General features: G+C 59.7%; 12 protein-coding genes. 4 read left to right on the top strand and 8 right to left on the bottom strand.

The genetic code is table 11. The annotated features are described in order from the left end of the window. Window positions 1-37: 37 nt before the first annotated feature. Genes P2T68_RS17325 through P2T68_RS17335 form a run of 3 tightly spaced genes read right to left on the bottom strand, consistent with a single transcriptional unit; the run spans window position 38 to window position 3,592 of the window. Window positions 38-985 carry a dihydrodipicolinate synthase family protein gene (locus P2T68_RS17325; protein WP_024075704.1) on the bottom strand — a complete coding sequence of 316 codons (948 nt, stop codon included), beginning with the start codon at window positions 983-985 and terminating at the stop codon, window positions 38-40. A gap of 42 nt (window positions 986-1,027) precedes the next feature. Next, on the bottom strand, window positions 1,028-1,954 hold the full coding sequence (locus P2T68_RS17330; RefSeq protein ID WP_024075703.1) for a 4-hydroxyproline epimerase: 927 nt from the start codon (window positions 1,952-1,954) through the stop codon (window positions 1,028-1,030). A gap of 12 nt (window positions 1,955-1,966) precedes the next feature. Beyond that, window positions 1,967-3,592, bottom strand: a complete 1,626-nt coding sequence (locus tag P2T68_RS17335) for an APC family permease (protein ID WP_277379713.1) — start codon at window positions 3,590-3,592, stop codon at window positions 1,967-1,969. Between the two features lie 187 nt (window positions 3,593-3,779). Between P2T68_RS17335 and P2T68_RS17340 the strand changes: the two genes are divergently transcribed. The 3 genes from P2T68_RS17340 (at window position 3,780) to ppsA (ending at window position 9,411) form a co-directional block, all read left to right on the top strand. Beyond that, a complete protein-coding gene (locus tag P2T68_RS17340) occupies window positions 3,780-4,547 on the top strand; it encodes an AraC family transcriptional regulator (RefSeq protein WP_069076054.1) in 768 nt (255 codons plus the stop codon). 85 nt (window positions 4,548-4,632) lie between these two features. After that, on the top strand, window positions 4,633-6,699 hold the full coding sequence (gene treS, locus P2T68_RS17345; protein WP_277379714.1) for a maltose alpha-D-glucosyltransferase: 2,067 nt from the start codon (window positions 4,633-4,635) through the stop codon (window positions 6,697-6,699). A gap of 267 nt (window positions 6,700-6,966) precedes the next feature. Next, on the top strand, window positions 6,967-9,411 hold the full coding sequence (ppsA, locus tag P2T68_RS17350) for a phosphoenolpyruvate synthase (RefSeq protein ID WP_277379715.1): 2,445 nt from the start codon (window positions 6,967-6,969) through the stop codon (window positions 9,409-9,411). Window positions 9,412-9,487: 76 nt separating this feature from the next. Here the strand turns inward: ppsA and P2T68_RS17355 are convergent, their stop codons facing one another. After that, complete coding sequence (locus tag P2T68_RS17355; protein WP_024075698.1) at window positions 9,488-10,060, bottom strand: phosphoribosyltransferase family protein; 573 nt, start codon at window positions 10,058-10,060, stop codon at window positions 9,488-9,490. A 35-nt stretch (window positions 10,061-10,095) separates the two neighbouring features. Then, window positions 10,096-10,743: a BON domain-containing protein gene (locus tag P2T68_RS17360; RefSeq protein ID WP_277379716.1), complete on the bottom strand. Its 648-nt coding sequence runs from the start codon at window positions 10,741-10,743 to the stop codon at window positions 10,096-10,098. 398 nt (window positions 10,744-11,141) lie between these two features. On the opposite strand from P2T68_RS17360, the gene P2T68_RS17365 reads away from it, so the two are divergent. After that, the gene (locus tag P2T68_RS17365) at window positions 11,142-13,424 is read left to right on the top strand and encodes a heavy metal translocating P-type ATPase (RefSeq protein WP_277379758.1); all 2,283 of its coding nucleotides are present in this window, start codon (window positions 11,142-11,144) and stop codon (window positions 13,422-13,424) included. Window positions 13,425-13,651: 227 nt separating this feature from the next. On the opposite strand, the gene P2T68_RS17370 is transcribed toward P2T68_RS17365, so the two are convergent. From P2T68_RS17370 to P2T68_RS17380, 3 genes are all read right to left on the bottom strand, one after another. Continuing rightward, window positions 13,652-13,804 carry a hypothetical protein gene (locus tag P2T68_RS17370; RefSeq protein ID WP_277379792.1) on the bottom strand — a complete coding sequence of 51 codons (153 nt, stop codon included), beginning with the start codon at window positions 13,802-13,804 and terminating at the stop codon, window positions 13,652-13,654. Between the two features lie 281 nt (window positions 13,805-14,085). Further along, window positions 14,086-14,691, bottom strand: a complete 606-nt coding sequence (locus tag P2T68_RS17375) for a cysteine hydrolase (protein WP_024075693.1) — start codon at window positions 14,689-14,691, stop codon at window positions 14,086-14,088. Window positions 14,692-15,280: 589 nt separating this feature from the next. Beyond that, window positions 15,281-16,747 (bottom strand): TolC family protein, encoded by a 1,467-nt coding sequence (locus P2T68_RS17380; protein ID WP_024075692.1) that lies wholly within the window; start codon window positions 16,745-16,747, stop codon window positions 15,281-15,283. Between the last annotated feature and the right edge of the window lie 30 nt (window positions 16,748-16,777).

Below are 16,777 nucleotides of genomic sequence, written 5' to 3' on the forward strand. Positions count from 1 at the left end.
GGTTGGCCGCTGCAGGAACCGCAGCGGCGCACGGGGGTTATGCGAGGTTCTGTTCAGCCGACCAGTTGGCGTACCACTGGCGGAACAGCGCGTACTGGTTCTCGGCATAGTGCCGCTGGGCATCGCTGAGTGCATCGGTTTCGTTGAAGTGCAAGGCGTAGCCCTGGTCGCCGTTGAGTACCATCAGGTGCTTGTAGTACAGCACCAGGTCGCAGCCTTCATCGAACGACGACAGCACCGCCAGCGCGCTCTCCAGCTCACGGGCCAGGCGACGGGCCTTGGCATCGCCCTTGGCGGCCTGCTTGCTCAGGGCCACCAGTTGCAGCACTTCCCGTGGCAGGGCGTTGCCGATACCGGTGATGGCGCCGGTGGCGTTGCAGTTGACGAAGCCGTGCACCACCTGGGTGTCGACACCGACCATCAGGGTCACGTTGTCGTCCTGGGAGGTGATGTTTTCGGCCGCGTAGCGCAGGTCTGCGCCACCGCCGAATTCCTTGAAGCCGATCAGGTTCGGGTGTTGGCGGCGCAGCTCGAAGAACAAGTCGGCGCGGGTGGCGAAGCCGTAGTACGGGCTGTTGTAGATCACCGCCGGCAAGGTGGGCGCGGCGTTGAGGATCGCGGCGAAGTGGGCTTTTTGCGCGGTGGCCGAGGCGCCACGGGACAGTACGCGGGGAATCACCATCAAGCCATGGGCACCGACCTTGGCCGCATGCGCCGCGTGGGATACCGCTTCACGGCTGTTGACCGCGCCGGTACCGACGATCGTCGGCACGCCCGCAGCCACCAGGCGCGCCACGCCTTCCTGGCGCTGGGCTTCAGAGAGCAGCGGCCAGTCACCCATGGAGCCGCAGTACACCACTGCGCTCATGCCGATATCGATCAGTTCACGCCCCTTGGCCACCAGGGCGTCGAAGTCCGGCTGGCGCGCGGCGGTGCACGGGGTCATCAGGGCGGGAATGCAGCCGGTGAAGATGTTGTCGCTCATGGTTCTAGCTCCTTGCAGCGTTCAGTAAAAAGGGGCCCAGGCTCAGATGCCCCAGGCGAAAGGGTCCTGTTCGTCGATCAGCAGGGTGCTGTCGGCGGTCATGTAGGCGCGGCCGGTGATGAACGGGCGCACGCGCTCGCCGTCCCATTCGAAGTGGCCTTCGAATTGGCTGCCGGTAATACTGGCTTGTACCCAGGGTTCGCCGGGGCGCAGCTTGCCGTCGGCGGCCAGGCACGCGAGTTTGGCGCTGGTGCCGGTGCCGCAAGGGGAGCGGTCGTAGGCTTTGCCGGGGCACATCACGAAGTTGCGGCTGTCGGCGTGGGCGTCGTCGGCGAACAGTTCGACATGGTCGATCAGCGCGCCGTGTTCACCGTGGATGCCTTGGGCTTCGAGGGCCTTGAGCATCGTCCAGGTGTAGTCAGTGAGCGCTTCCACGTGGGCCATCTCCAGCGACTGGCCATGGTCCGACACCAGGAAGAACCAGTTGCCGCCCCAGGCAATATCGCCATACACCACCCCATGCCCGGGGACCTCCACCGGCACCTGCTGGCGATAGCGGTAGGCGGGCACGTTGCGCAGGGTCACGGCGCCGTCTTCATGCAGGGTGGCCGCTACCGGGCCGACGGGGGTGTCAATGGTGTGGACACCCGGTGCGATGCGCCCCAGGTGATGAAGCGAGGCGACCAGGCCGATGGTGCCGTGGCCGCACATGCCCAGGTAGCCGGCGTTGTTGAAGAAGATCACCCCGCAGGTGGCGCCCGGCGTGACGGGCTCGCAGTACAGCGCGCCAACCAGTACGTCGTTGCCACGCGGTTCCAGCAGGCAGGCGCGGCGCCATTGATCATGCTCGGTGCGCAGGTGCTTGAGTTGCTCGGCGATGGTGGCGCCAGCCAGTGCCGGGAAACCGCTCATCACCAGGCGCGTGGGTTCACCGCCGGTGTGGGAGTCGATGACATGCAGTCGTTTCATAACGCGCTCCATTCAGGGATAAGCCGGGGACGGCGTGGCGCTGCCGTGGGGATCGTCGACGGTTTCGCTCTCATCGGCGTCGTGCTCCAGGCGCACCAGGTGGGCTGGCACGCCGGTGGCTGCCCCCCAGTAATAGATGCCCAGGGCGCTGACGGCGACGACGACGGTGTCGAACGGGTGGCTGATTATGCCCAGGCCGCCAAAGCTGCCGAGTTTGGACAGCAGGATCGTCACTGCATAAAAGCCGATCAGCCAGGCTGACGAGCGCACCTGTTGCTTGAGGCTCACATGCGCGGTCGGCACCCAGCGGGCGCACAGCAGGTACACCGCAAACATCAGGATTTGCAGGCCGAGCAGCCACGACACGGTGCTCCAGCCCGACCAGTACACGATCAGCGCGGCGATGATAAAAGACAGCGGACCGAGCACCGCCATGCCCTTGACCCGGAATGGACGCGCCATGCCCGGCGCATTGCGGCGCAGCGCGGCGACGGTCACGGGTGCCACGGCGTAGCTGAGGATCAGCGCGGCGGATACCACATTGATCAGCGCTTCCCAGGACGGAAACGGCAGGGTCCAGAACACCGACAAGCCAAAGGTCAGCCACAGCGCCGGGCGGGGGATGCCGGACTTCTCATCGATCCGCGTGAAGATCTTGAAAAAGGTGCCGGTCTGCGCCCAGCCGTACACCACCCGCGGCGTGGCGTTCATGTAGATGTTGCCGCAGCCGCTGGGGGAGATCACCGCGTCGGCCACCACCAGGTAGGCCAGCCATCCCACGCCCAGCGCCAGGGCGATATCGCGATACGGCAGCGCCAGTTCCTTGCTGATGCCGGCCCAGCCATCGGCGAGCATGTGTGTGGGCACGCCGCCGAGGAACGCGGTTTGCAGCAGCACATAGATGGCGGTCGACAGCAGCACCGAAAGGATCAACGCGATTGGAATCGTGCGTTGCGGGTTCTTCACTTCGCTGGCCACCGAGATGATGGGGGTCAGCCCCAGGTACGCAAAGATCACCCCACCGGCCGACACCGCCATCTCGATGCCCGACAGGCCGAACGGCGCAAACCCGTGCATCTGGAAATTCGCTGGCTTGAAGAAGGTGAACAGCACGCCGATCACCAGCAGTGGCACGATGAACTTGAACACGCTCACCAGGTTATTGGCGATGGCGAAGGTCTTTACGCTGCGGTAGTTGAGGATGAAGAACAGGCACAGCAGGGCAAATTGCACCAGCCAGCCGAGGGGCGTCGGGTCGCTGGAACCGACCTTGGTCAACTCGGGAAACCAGGCTGCCGCGTATTGGCGCGAGGCAACCACTTCAATCGCCACCAGGCTGGAAAACGCGATCAGCGTAATAAAGCCCATCAGGTAGCCCAGCAATGGACCGTGGGAGTACACCGGGTAACGCACCACCCCGCCTGCGCGGGGCAGGGCCGCGCCGAGTTCGCAGTACACGATGCCCAGCAGCAGAACGGCGAAGCCGCCGATCAACCAGGAAATAATCCCGGCAGGCCCTGCAATCGCGGAGACATGACTGGCTGCAAACAACCAGCCCGAACCGAAGATGGCGCCCAACCCGATAAAGGTCAGGTCCATCAGTGAAAGTTGTTTCTTGAACTTGCCTTGAGCAGACATGGCGGCGCCTTCTTGTGAGTTATTGGATAGGCATGCAGTGGCGCTATCCTGAACCCATCAACCGCGCGACGATTGATGTTTTGCGCACCGAGGAATGACGAATTCGGCACAATTTCCCACGCTCGACAGCGCGCCGGACATGGGGCAATCTGCTCGGTCTCAGGCTCACGAATGGGGTGCGGAAGTCATGTTGCAGCGCGCGTTTTCGACCCTGTGCCAAGGCAGCGAGGCGAGCCGTCCGCACAGCATCGAGCAGGTGTTGGCCGGTGTGGCGCAGCTATTGCCGATGCTGGATGTGATCCCCAATGCCGCGATCTTCATCAAGGATATCGACGCCCGCTACGTGCTTGCCAACCGCACCCTGGTGCAGCGCTGCGGCCTCAAGCAGTTGCAACCGCTGCTGGGCAAGACCAGCGCCGAAGTGTTCCCAGAGCAATTGGGGCCGGGCTACACCGAACAGGATCGACGCGTGCTCGAGCAGGGGGTTGTGCTGGAGGACCAGCTTGAACTGCATCTCTACGGCACTCGCGAACCGGGCTGGTGCCTGACCCACAAATGGCCGTTGTACAACCATGAAGGCCAGATCATTGGCCTCGCCGGCATCTCGGTCGACCTGCAATCCGCCAGCGAAACCCACCCGGCGTACCAACGCCTGGCCGCCGTGGACGAGCACATTCGCGCGCACTTCAACCGTCGTGTCACCTTGGGTGAATTGACCCGTATCGCCGGCATTTCCGTGGCGCAGTTGGAGCGCTACTGCAAGCGCGTGTTCCACCTGACGCCGCGCCAGATGATCCAGAAAGTGCGCCTGGACCATGCCCATCGGTTGTTGCACACCGATATGCCGATCACCGAGGTGGCCCTGCACTGCGGCTACACCGACCACAGTGCGTTCACCCGCCAGTTCAAGGCGTCGACCGGGTTTACGCCCAGGCAGTATCGCCAGTTGCAGTAGTTGCGGGTCTGCGATGCAACGAATAGCCCCCGTCGTGGCTCCTATGCTTACGAGTAACCTTTTCACGACTACAGGTATTGGGCTTATGACGGCGGCTGACGACACTCATGTGCACTGGCTGGTGCAGCAATCCATGTTCCACGCGGCGCGCCAGCGGGCCAAGCTCTATTCGGGGCAGGGCCGCTTGTGGCAACAGCCGTATGCACAGACCCGCCCGCGTGACGCGTGCGCCTTGTCGTCGGTGTGGTTCACCGCCTATCCGGCGTCGATTGTCACCCGCGAAGACGGCACGGTGCTGGAGGCGCTCGGCGATGAGACGTTGTGGCATGCATTGTCGAAAATCGGCATCCAGGGCATTCACAACGGCCCGTTGAAAAAGTCCGGCGGCTTGTCCGGGACCACGCACACGCCGACCATCGACGGCAATTTCGACCGCATCAGTTTCGACATCGACCCGCAACTGGGCACCGAGGCGCAGTTGCAGGCGTTGACGCGCATGGCGGCGGCGCACAATGCGGTGATCATCGACGATGTGATCCCCTCGCACACCGGCAAGGGCGCAGATTTTCGTCTGGCCGAGATGGCCTACGAGGATTACCCAGGGCTCTACCACATGGTCGAAATCCGCGAGGAAGACTGGCCATTGCTGCCCGACGTCGCCGCGGGGCGTGATGCGCAGAACCTCAGCCCACTCCAGGTGGACGCCCTGCGTGACAAGCATTACATCGTCGGCCAGTTGCAGCGGGTGATCTTCTTTGAGCCCGGCGTGAAGGAAACCGACTGGAGCACCACGCCGGTGGTCATCGGGGTGGACGGCAAGCCGCGCCGCTGGGTGTACCTGCATTACTTCAAGGAAGGCCAGCCCTCGCTGAACTGGCTCGACCCTACGTTTGCGGCGCAGCAGATGATCATCGGCGACGCGTTGCATTCCATCGATGTGATGGGCGCAAAAATCCTGCGCCTGGATGCCAACGGCTTTCTCGGTGTGGAGCGCAAGCTCGATGGCACCGCCTGGTCGGAGAGCCATCCGCTGTCGATCACCGGCAACCAGTTGCTGGGTGGCGCGATTCGCAAGGCCGGCGGGTTCAGTTTCCAGGAGTTGAACCTCACCGTTGACGATATCGCCTCCATGTCCCACGGCGGTGCTGACCTGTCCTACGACTTCATCACCCGGCCGGCCTACCAGCATGCCTTGCTGATGGGGGACACCGAGTTTTTGCGCCTGATGCTGCGCCAGATGCACAACCTTGGCATCGACCCCGGCTCGCTGATCCACGCCTTGCAAAACCATGATGAACTGACCCTGGAGCTGGTGCACTTCTGGACCCTGCACGCCCATGACAGCTTTCTTTATCAGGGCCAGACCTTTCCCGGCAATATCCTGCGCGAGCATATCCGCGAACAGATGTATGAGCGCCTGGCGGGTGAGCATGCGCCGTACAACCTCAAGTTCGTTACCAACGGCGTGTCCTGCACCACCGCCAGTATCATCACGGCGGCGCTGGGCATCCGCGATCTTGACGCGATCACGCCGGCCGATATCGCGCAGATTCGCCAGATCCACCTGCTGCTGGTGATGTACAACGCCATGCAGCCGGGGGTGTTTGCCCTGTCAGGCTGGGACCTGGTGGGGGCCTTGCCACTCGCGGCCGATGAGGTCGCGCACCTGATGCAGGATGGCGACACCCGCTGGATTCACCGAGGTGCCTATGACCTGGTGGACCTCAACCCGGAGGCCGAGCTTTCGGCGGGGCAGATGCCCCGCTCGAAAACCTTGTATGGCAGCCTCAACAGCCAGTTGCAGGACCCCGACTCGTTCGCCTCCCAACTGCAAAAAATCCTCGCCGTGCGCCGCGCCTACGACATCGCCGCCAGCCGTCAGATCCTGGTACCGGATGTCGAGCACCCTGGCTTGCTGATCATGGTCCACGAACTGCCGGCCGGCAAAGGTATACAAATCACCGCGCTGAACTTCGGCGATACGCCGATCACAGAAACCCTGCACCTGCCCAACATTGCACCGGGGCCGGTGGTGGACATCATCAATGAGCGGGTGGAGGGCGACCTGACCGCTGAGGGTGAATTCACCATTACGCTGGATGCGTACGAAGGGTTGGCGTTGCGGGTGGTCAGCAGCTCGCCGATGTTTTAGTGGGAACGCCGGGAGGCGTGGGCCTGTTTCAGCATCCAGTCGGTGGCCCACGACTGCCTGGCGCGCGCTATTGAAGTGGCCGTGCGCATTTGTTGATAAAGATCAGAGGCTACACGTCGCAACTCCAGATACTCACTCAATCGCCTCATCCCTGTTGGCTGGCCTGGTGAAAACCGGGCGCTTGGGCGATATATCGGCGGCATTGCCATGGGCCCTGCGGTCCCAAATGCCGCCGCGGGTCACCTCACTCAATGGAGGAGAGGCGTCGTGACGCACTCACAGCCATATATTCGTTGGTTCAAGGAGTTGGGCCTCGACGATGTCGCGCAGGTCGGCGGCAAGAACGCCTCGCTGGGCGAGATGTACCAGCAGCTGACCGGTGAGGGCGTACGGGTACCCAATGGGTTCGCCATTACCTCGCAAGCGTATCGGTATGTCCTTGAGCACAATAAGGCCTGGGCGCGGCTGCACGAGGCACTTGAGGGTCTCGATGCCAATGACATCAAGGATTTACAAGCCCGTGGGCAGAAGGCAAGGGCGATCGTATATGACTGTACGCTGCCGGAAGACCTGCAGGCGGCAATACGGCAAAGCTACGCACAACTCAAACACGAATACGGTGACAGCATTTCACTGGCCGTGCGCTCCTCGGCGACCGCCGAAGACTCTCCACTGGCCTCGTTCGCCGGGCAGAACGACACCTATCTGAACATTGCCAGTGAAGAGGCGCTGCTTGATGCCTACAAGCGTTGCCTGGCGTCGAACTTTACCGATCGGTCTATCCATTACAAATATGACCACGGCTTTGATTGCTTCAAGGTCTGTCTCGCCGTTGTCGTCATGAAAATGGTGCGCAGCGATCTCGGTGCCAGCGGGGTAATGTTTTCCCTGGATACGGAAACGGGTTTCAAGGATGTCGTGTTCATCAACGCTGCCTGGGGGCTTGGGGAGAATGTCGTACAGGGCACGGTCGCGCCCGACAGTTTCTACGTGCACAAACCCAGCTTCATCGCCGGCTACCGCGCCGTGCTCAAGCGCAGTCTGGGTAGCAAAGAAAAAAAGATGGTGTTTGCCGAGACCCTCAATACCGGAAATATTGCGCTGGAATACACCGTGAATACCGATACATCCACCGAACAACAAGCCCGTTTCTGCCTCTCTGACGAGGACGTCATGCAGTTGGCCGACTATGCCATCAAGGTTGAAAACCACTACTCGAGCAAAGCCGGTTTTTACAGACCCATGGATATGGAGTGGGCGAAGGATGGCGTCGACGGCCAGTTATATTTGGTACAGGCACGTCCTGAAACGGTGGCCTCCCAAGAAAACAGCAACGTGCTGCGCATTTATCAGCTCAAGCAACGATCGACAGTGCTGCTGAAGGGCAAGGCGGTCGGCACCAAGATTGGCGCGGGAAAGGCCCGCGTGATCAACGATGTCAAACAGCTCAGCGAGTTCAAGCCTGGCGAGGTGCTGGTTTCGGATAACACCACGCCGGATTGGGAGCCCGTCATCAAGACCGCTGCGGCGGTTGTGACAAGCGGGGGCGGACGTACCTGTCATGCCGCCATCGTATCGCGTGAGTTGGGTATTCCTGCGATCGTGGGGGCAGTGAACGCGGCAGAGGTCATCCACACCGGAGCGTCGCTGACTATCAGTTGCGCTGAAGGCGAAAGCGGGATTGTGTATGACGGTGAACTGGATTTCGATGTCCAGGAGACGGACCTCAGCCAATTGGGACGCCCCGCGACCAAGATCATGATGAACCTGGCTAACCCCGACCAGGCCTTCAGCCTCGCCTCCCTGCCGGTAGATGGCATCGGCCTGGCGCGTATGGAATTCATCATCAATGAATACATCAAGGTCCATCCAATGGCCCTTGCTCACCCGGAAAAGCTGGATGACGCCACCCGTGAAACAATCGCGGTGCTGAGTAGGGCCTATCAAGACCCGACGGATTTTTTTATCAAGACCTTGGCAGAAGGCGTCGCCACGATTGCCGCGGCGGTGTATCCAAAGCCTTGCGTCGTACGCATGAGCGACTTCAAAAGCAATGAATATGCAACCCTGCTGGGCGGGCAGTATTTTGAGCCGGAAGAGCATAATCCAATGCTCGGATTTCGGGGGGCGTCCCGATACAGCCATTCTGCCTATGCCGAAGGGTTTGCGCTGGAATGCGCGGCCATGAAATGGGCGCGTGAACACATAGGCCTCACCAACATCAAGTTGATGATCCCTTTTTGTCGCACCGTGAAGGAGGGTGAAAAGGTATTGGCGGCAATGGCCAGCCATGGTCTGCAGCGCGGAGAAAACGGGCTGGAGATCTACATCATGTGCGAAATACCCAACAACGTGATCCAGATCGATGCATTCGCCCAGTTGTTCGACGGCTTCTCCATCGGCTCTAACGACCTGACTCAATTGGTACTCGGCGTGGACCGTGATTCGGAAGTCGTCGCTTTCGATTTCGATGAGCGCGACCCAGGGGTAAAACAGATGATTCGCCTGGCGGTAGAAGGCGCCAGGCGTAACACTCGACACTCGGGAATCTGTGGACAGGCTCCGTCGGATTATCCCGAGATGGCCGAATATCTAGTGGAGATTGGCATCAACTCGATGAGCCTCAGTCCAGACGCCGTGCTCGCCACGATTCGGCACGTCCTGGCTGCGGAAAAACGCTTGCAAATCAGTCGGTCGATTCCCGACGGTTGAAGAGGGCGGCTTTCGCACCGTCGGCAATAGCGCTGTAATCGCGGTTTCGACCCTGCGTAGATAACACCCCCATTAGCTAGCGCCGATGGGCAGCGCCATGCCGAACCACCTCGATGCAAAACGCCTGTTCGAAAGGCGGCACGTTGCACTCGACGACGTCATCGGCGGCGACTTGCAGGTGCACGCCGACAATGTCGGCCCGGATCGGCTGCTGACAGACATGTCGGTCGACCAGCACCGCCGTGTAGACCCGACAAGCACCCAGTTGTGCCAGATAGGCGCAAGTACGCAGCAGCGAATGACCTTCGAACAGCACGTCATCGACAACCAGGAACGTCGTGTTGGCAACGTCCAGGTTGCCCAGGCCCGGGTTCTCGATCAATTGCGTGTAGGTATGCAGCACTTGCAGGTCATCGGTGTAACGCTTGACCTGAAGGGGGAAAAGAGGAAGTTCCGGTTGACCGGTCTGACGCGCAATGCACTGGCGCAACCGTTGAGCCAAAGGCTCGCCCCGGCGTTGGAGGCCAATCAGTGCCGTGTGCGAGGCTGGCAGCAAGTGGGTGGCCTTACGCGCCATCGCCTGCAATACATTATCAAGCTCATTGCTGTCATACAGGCGTAACCGCTGGGTTGCCAGTAGGATCGTCATTGCCTTCTCCTTTCCCTAACCCTTGGGGCATTGATTCAGGCGATCAGCAAATAATCTTCGACCTTACTGACACCTGGCACCGACCAGGCGGCCCGTTCCGCAATCTGACGCTCGCGCCAGAAATGCACCTTGCCTTCGAGCTTGACCACACCGCCTACGACCTTGATTTGTATGCCCTTGGCATCGACTTCTGCATTGCGTTTGAGTGCCTCTTCGATGCTCTGCTGAATATCCGTGACCTTGACTCTCTTGCGCAGGGTGAGGCGATTGTCTATGCCCACCACACCGGACAGTTTGCGCACGGCACTCTCGGCGGTTTCCTTCTGATACTGCCAATCCACCTGGCCTTCAAGGATCACCCATCCTTTTTGCACGATCACCTTGATGTCGCCTTCGGGTGTATCGGATCGCCACGAGATGATGTTCAAGGCGCGTTTTGCGATGGCGTCATCTTCTGTGCCGGCGTCTTTGTTCAGCCGGACCTGGAGTTCTTCAGCCACTGCGCGTACGCCTTTGACAGTTTTGACCGCACGCTCGGCACTGATCTTCTGGGCGTAGCTTTTCACGTAGCCTGAGAGTGTGACGACACCGTTGTCCACGCTTACGCCAATGTGGGCAGCGTCGATATCGGGCTGAAAATCCAGCTCATCCAAAATGGTATTTCGCAAACTTAAGTCATTCATGATGGTGTCCTTTTCTCAATTAAAAAAAACACGGGGCACAACAACCTGATGCCGGTCAGTCGATGACGAACACTGTAACTGTGGCGAGCGGGCTAGCCCGCTCGCCACAAGTGACTCTTTGCTCGTTCTATCCGTTGTTGTTTTTACGCCTGAGCGATCGACAGATATTGAGCTAAATCAAAAAGGGTCCAGGGGGCGCACGCCGTTAATCGCCCGCTGTTTATGTGATAAATGTCAGCGCGAATACTGGATAAACCCAGCTATTTTATTCGAACGGCTGCGCTTTGCAGGCGAGGACCGACAGCGGGAACGTCATGACCAGGTGCTTGCTCGTGGCCTGGCTCGGCCTTGTTGTGACGGCAGAGGTGGTCAAATCGCTTTTTGAGGAACTCACTTCCATGCTCGCTAAGTGGCTGGATCCCCTCCTATTGCTGCTCACGGCACTGACGCTGGCGGCCGGGGGCATTGCGCATGTCGCGCAGCAGCCTGATTGGGCATCTATGTGTTGGGCCGCAGGCAGCCTGGTGATGGTTGCGGTGCTGCTCATCGAGATTGTGGGGCGTCTTGCCCGGCGCGAGGCCGGTGTGGACCTGATTGCGTTGCTGTCCATCACCTCGGCGCTGTTTTTCGGGCAGGCACTGGTGTCCGCGGTGATCGCTTTGATGCTGGCGACCGGACGAGCCCTGGAGTACTTCACCAAGCAACGCGCTGACCGTGAGTTGCGTGCGCTCATCGACCGCGCGCCACACTTTGCCTGGTTGCAGGAGGGCGGCAGCCTGCGCAAGATCCCCATCGAGCAGGTCACGCTGAATCAGACATTGCTGGTGCGGTTGGGGGAGGTGATACCGGTCGATGGTCGCTTGCTGAGTTCGACGGCCGTTCTGGACGAATCGGCGCTCAGTGGTGAGTCGTTGCCCGTCACCCGTCGAGAGGGTGAGCTGCTGCACAGCGGTGTTTCCAACGTCGGCGCGCCGATCTTGCTGATTTCCACGCGAACAGCTGCGCAGAGTACCTATGCCGGCATCGTGCGGATGGCCGAGGCAGCGCGCCGTTCACGTGCTCCTTTCGTGCGCATGGCTGACCGTTATGCAGTGTTCTTTATCCCGCTGACATTGTTGATTGCCGGGTTGGCCTGGCAACTGAGCGACGATCCTTTGCGAGCGTTGGCTGTTCTGGTGGTGGCGACACCTTGCCCTTTGATTCTGGCGGTACCGATTGCGTTTATCTCGGGTATTTCAAGGGCAGCGCAACGCGGGATCCTGATCAAGGATGGCGCGACCTTGGAAGCACTGGCCACGGTCAAGCAGGTTTTTCTCGACAAGACCGGTACTCTGACCAGCGGCCATGCTCGTCTGCAGTCGATAGAGGTCAACGGACTGCACGATCCGCAACGCTTGCTTGGCCTGGCCGCGTCTCTGGCGCAGGCCTCGACACATCCTATCTGCCAGGCAATTGTTGAAGCAGCCCATCAGGGGCAGTTGTCGCTCAGCGTCCCGCAGGGCGTGGAAGAAAGCTCGGGCGCGGGGCTTTGTGGGCGCGTCGATGGCATGCAGGTGCGCTTTGGTACTTTGTCTTTTGCGCACAAAGGCGCCGAGGCAACCGGCTGGGTCGTAGCCATGCTGCGCCGCATGGACCACCTGGCGTGCAGCGGAAGCTTCATCGACGTGGACGGGAAACTCGCGGGCCTGTTTGTTTTCTCGGACAACATTCGGCGCGAAACGCCACAGACGCTGCGTCGACTGCGCAACAGAGGCATCGAAAAGATCGTCATGCTCACCGGGGATCGCCTGGAAACTGCCGAGATGATTGCGCTGTCTGCCGGGATTGACGAGTTGCGTGCCGGGTTGACCCCTGAAGATAAAGTGCGGGCGCTACAGCAGGGTGGCCAGCACGCCAGCACGCTGATGGTCGGCGATGGCATCAATGACGCACCGGCGCTGGCGGCGGCTGATGTCGGTGTGGCAATCGGAGCCAGCGGCGCCACCGCTTCTGCACAAGCCGCTGGTGTTGTGCTGCTGGTGGATCGACTGGATCGTCTGGTCGAGGCACTGGACATCGCCCGGCGCACCCGTTACATCGCGCGCCAGGGAGTGCTGGTCGGCATGGGGTTGTCATTGCTGGCCATGGCCGTGGCAGCCTCGGGTTACCTGCAGCCGCTGATCGGCGCCATGGTGCAGGAGGGCATAGACGTGGTGATCATCCTCAATGCCCTGCGGGCACTGGGGCCGTGGTGGGGAAGGAGGAAACAAACGCTCACCGCTGAGCATATCGATCGCCTGCATGATGAGCATCAACAACTCACTGCCGTATTGAATGATCTGCACCAAATGGCCAATGACTTTGCCCAGCGTCCAGTTGCGCAAGCACGGAGCGACCTGGTGGCGCTGGTCGACAAGCTGCAAACAGTACTGGCGCAGCACGAACACAACGACGAAGACACACTCTACCCGCTGCTGACGCTGAGCATGCCGGGCGAGGACCCCATGTCAGCGATGAGCCATGCTCACCGAGAGATCTTTCGCCTTATCCATTTACTCGCGCGCATGAGCAGCGACTTCAGTTCCGACCCCGCGACGGCACCTGCTGACGAGATTCAGCATCAGCTGATTCGCCTGGACACCCTCGTGCGCCTGCACTTTGATCAGGAGGACGAACTGTTTCACAATCTGGATTGGCGCTAGACGTGAGTAAATCGCGCAAGGCTCTCGACTCTGGCGGATACCCCGTCGCTGATCTTTTTTGTTTAAATGCCATATAAAACAATAGGTTATATTTATATATCATGCTGACAGTTGTATGCCCAACTGATCTCGTGCATCCAGACTGCTGCCTGTCGATTCCTTCTTGTCTGTTGCAGTTTTTGCGCGCGTGTCGCGCATCTGAAAGGCAGATTTTTCCATGCAGGCCTTCATCCTTGCCGCGTCAAATCTCCCTCGCATGCGCGGCGGGGCAACTCAGGGTGCCAGACGTGGAGGCGCTGGCCGCCTTCCAGCTGAACCTGCACAAAGTCCAGGCCGTGCAGGGTGATCTTGTCGGTCATTGCGTCGTCGGTGATGCTCACGTCAACACTCGTCCTTGCCGCTATAGCGGCTGACTTTGAAGGGGGAGGGGGAGGGGTGGAACGAAAGAGTGAGGCGCTAATTCCAGCGAACGTCGAGTTCTGAAATTTGTTGCTGCAGCTGCTCTATGATTTCAAACCAAGAATCGAAACCATTTGGCCAGCGCCTCTGCACTCGGAACCGGCAACGGCGTCGTTCGATGCGGGCCTGCCAATGATTGCCAAGCTCGCCGGATTACCCGCCGCATCACGACGGGCAACCCTTCGCGCTGGGCATTTTTGGGTTATTTGGCGTTCAACGCGGCCAGGAACTGTGTGTGCTTCAGCGTTTGCGAAAACATCGGCAAGGTAAATTGCTCGGCGGCGTGTTGTTGTTCATCGGTGAAGGTCGCTGTGCAATCGGTCAGTGTCACCACCTCATAGCCCTTTTCATAGCCGGTCCGGACGGTGCCTTCAACGCAACAGTTGGTGAGAAAACCCGCCACCACCAGATGCTGGATGCCATTGTTGCGCAGCACCAGGTCCAGGCCCGTGGTGGCGAAACCGTCCAGCCCACGCTTGCCCTCGACCACGATGTCGCTTGATTCATGGGTCAGTGCATCGGTGATTTCGGCGCCCCAGCTGCCGGCGCGGAAGGCGCTGCCATCTGCCACGCCTTTGAGAATCCCGTAGGAGCGCAGGGTCAGCTCTGGATAACCGTCGGCAAACTGGATGGGCAGGTGGATGATCTTCACGCCGAGTTTGCGCGCTTGTTGCACCGTGGTGGCGGTGTTGGCAAGCATGTCGGTGGCATGCATGACGTCTTTGACGGCGTCGTGGAAGACCCCACCCGGGGTGGTGAAGTCATTCTGGAATTCAATCAACACAAGGGCGGTTGTACTCGGGTTCATGGTGATGCTCCGATCAGTAGGATTTACCACGTCGGACGGCACAAAGCGCCGCCGATCAACCAGGGGGCATAGGGAATGGCGTCATGGCTTTACGCTTGGGTTCCGGCTACACACGATGAGTGTACAACGTTGGTTAATGCATTTTGTCTTCAGGACCGCGTGTATCGCACGGCCTCGATGTTCCGATTCCCAGGGTTATGCAGGTTCACGCCCTGGGCAGTGGGAGATAGGGTTGGGTCTGAACCCCTGGAGGTAACTTCATCAGCGACTACTGCAAATCCACGGTCCGCTTCCCCTGCGCACTCAGCGGCTAATCGGAAATTATTGATAATGATTGTCAGTCGGGAGTATCTTTGCCGCGCTCACCCAGAAGGGAACGCTCTTTACCGGTCTATGGATGGCGAGGCTGATTCTTCTGGGTGAGCACCTGGCTTGCCGTCCACCAGCAGACATGCAGGGGAATGAGCATCTTCCCACTGCGTCAGTACCTCAGGAACATCTGCATTTGACCCCGAGTTCATTTCTCCAGAAAAAAACGGCCAGTTAAGGCCGTAAAGTGGGATGAACCGTTTCGTGAGGTATTCGACTGTTATTGGGCACTCGAGAGAAATCGCGGGTCTTGTGACTCGTGTTGCCAACCGCCACCCAATGCTTTGAATGTGGCCACCGCAGCTCGAGCCGATTCCGTTTGGGCTTGTGCTCTGCCATCAGATGCGGCTAACAAGTTCTCATCGGCACCCAGTACTTCGATCAGGCTCACCACGCCTTTTTCGTAGGCGGTGAATGATCTGTCTCGGGCTTTTGTAAAAGCAATTTCACCCTGCGCAAGCTGTTTAAGCTGCTGCTCGCGGTTGATCAGCGCGGAAAAAGCGGTTTCGACATCCTCGGAGGCCCGTAGCACTGACTGGCGATAGGCGGCTAACGCTTCAGCTTCTTGCCCCTTGGCCAAGTCAATCTGAGCGTTAATACGGCCAAAGTCGAACAGCCTCCAGCGTAGTCCCAATACCGCCGATGCCTGACTGGCATCGTTGGAGAAAAGATTTCCGCTGGAGACCGACGTCGCGCTGCCTATCAGCGCGCCTACGGAAAACTTGGGGTAGTACTCGGAAATGGCTTCGCCGATGCGAGCGTTTGATGCCGCCAGCCGGCGCTCTGCGACGATCAAATCTGGACGTCGGCGCAGGAGGTCCGCTGGAGAGCCCAGGCTGGCGAATTGTGGTACATCCGGGATGTGTGTCGATTGAGCCAACTGCGCAGTATAAGTACCCGGTGGCTTACCCAAGATGACATCCATAGCGTTCATTGCCGAATCAAGGCCAGCCTGCAGTACTGGCACCGTTGCTTGCGCTTGGTTCAACGATCCTTGAGTCTGATTCAGCTGCAGTTCAGCAGCCAGTCCTTTGGCGTAGAGATGTTCGATGGTGGCGAGTAGGTGTTGTCGCGTCTCTACTTGCTTTCGGGCAATTTCCAGGCGTGCTTGCAGGCCGCGGATGCTGATGTAAAGGTCAGCAGTCTGCGCTACCACTGCTAGCCGTGTGGCAACTGCTGCTGCTTGGGACGCCTGGTAGTCGGCCACGGCTGCTTCTTTGCCTCGACGTAATCCTCCAAACACATCAAGTTCCCAGCCAGCATTGAGATTCGCCTCATAAGCACTACCGTAGCGGTTATAGGATGGATCTGAATTCAGCACTTGGCCCAACGGTGTTTCCAAGGATTGTCGCGCTCTAGCCGCTTGGCCACTGACGGTGGCCGACGGCAAAAGAGCGGCATTAGCTGCTCCCAAGCCCGCGTGAGCCTGTTCGATCCTGGCGGTTGCCTGAGCTAAATCGAGGTTCTGTTCAAGGGCTCGATTGATTAACTGGCTGAGAACGGGGTCATTGAAAGCCTTCCACCAGACGGTAAGATCGCTGGAGGTTGAGTCAACTGTTCGTGTTGTAGGTGGATGCGCTGAAAAATGCGCGGGCAGTTCTACTTTGGGCTCCGAATAGTCAGGGCCCACCGAGCAGCCTGTGACCATACCGAAACTTAGCAAAACGGCAAAACGGAAAGGGTGCATGTGACACCTTTGAAATGATCGATTGGTGAC

This window comes from Pseudomonas sp. G11, assembly GCF_029457515.1.
GTDB classification, from domain to species: Bacteria; Pseudomonadota; Gammaproteobacteria; order Pseudomonadales; family Pseudomonadaceae; genus Aquipseudomonas; species Aquipseudomonas gorinensis.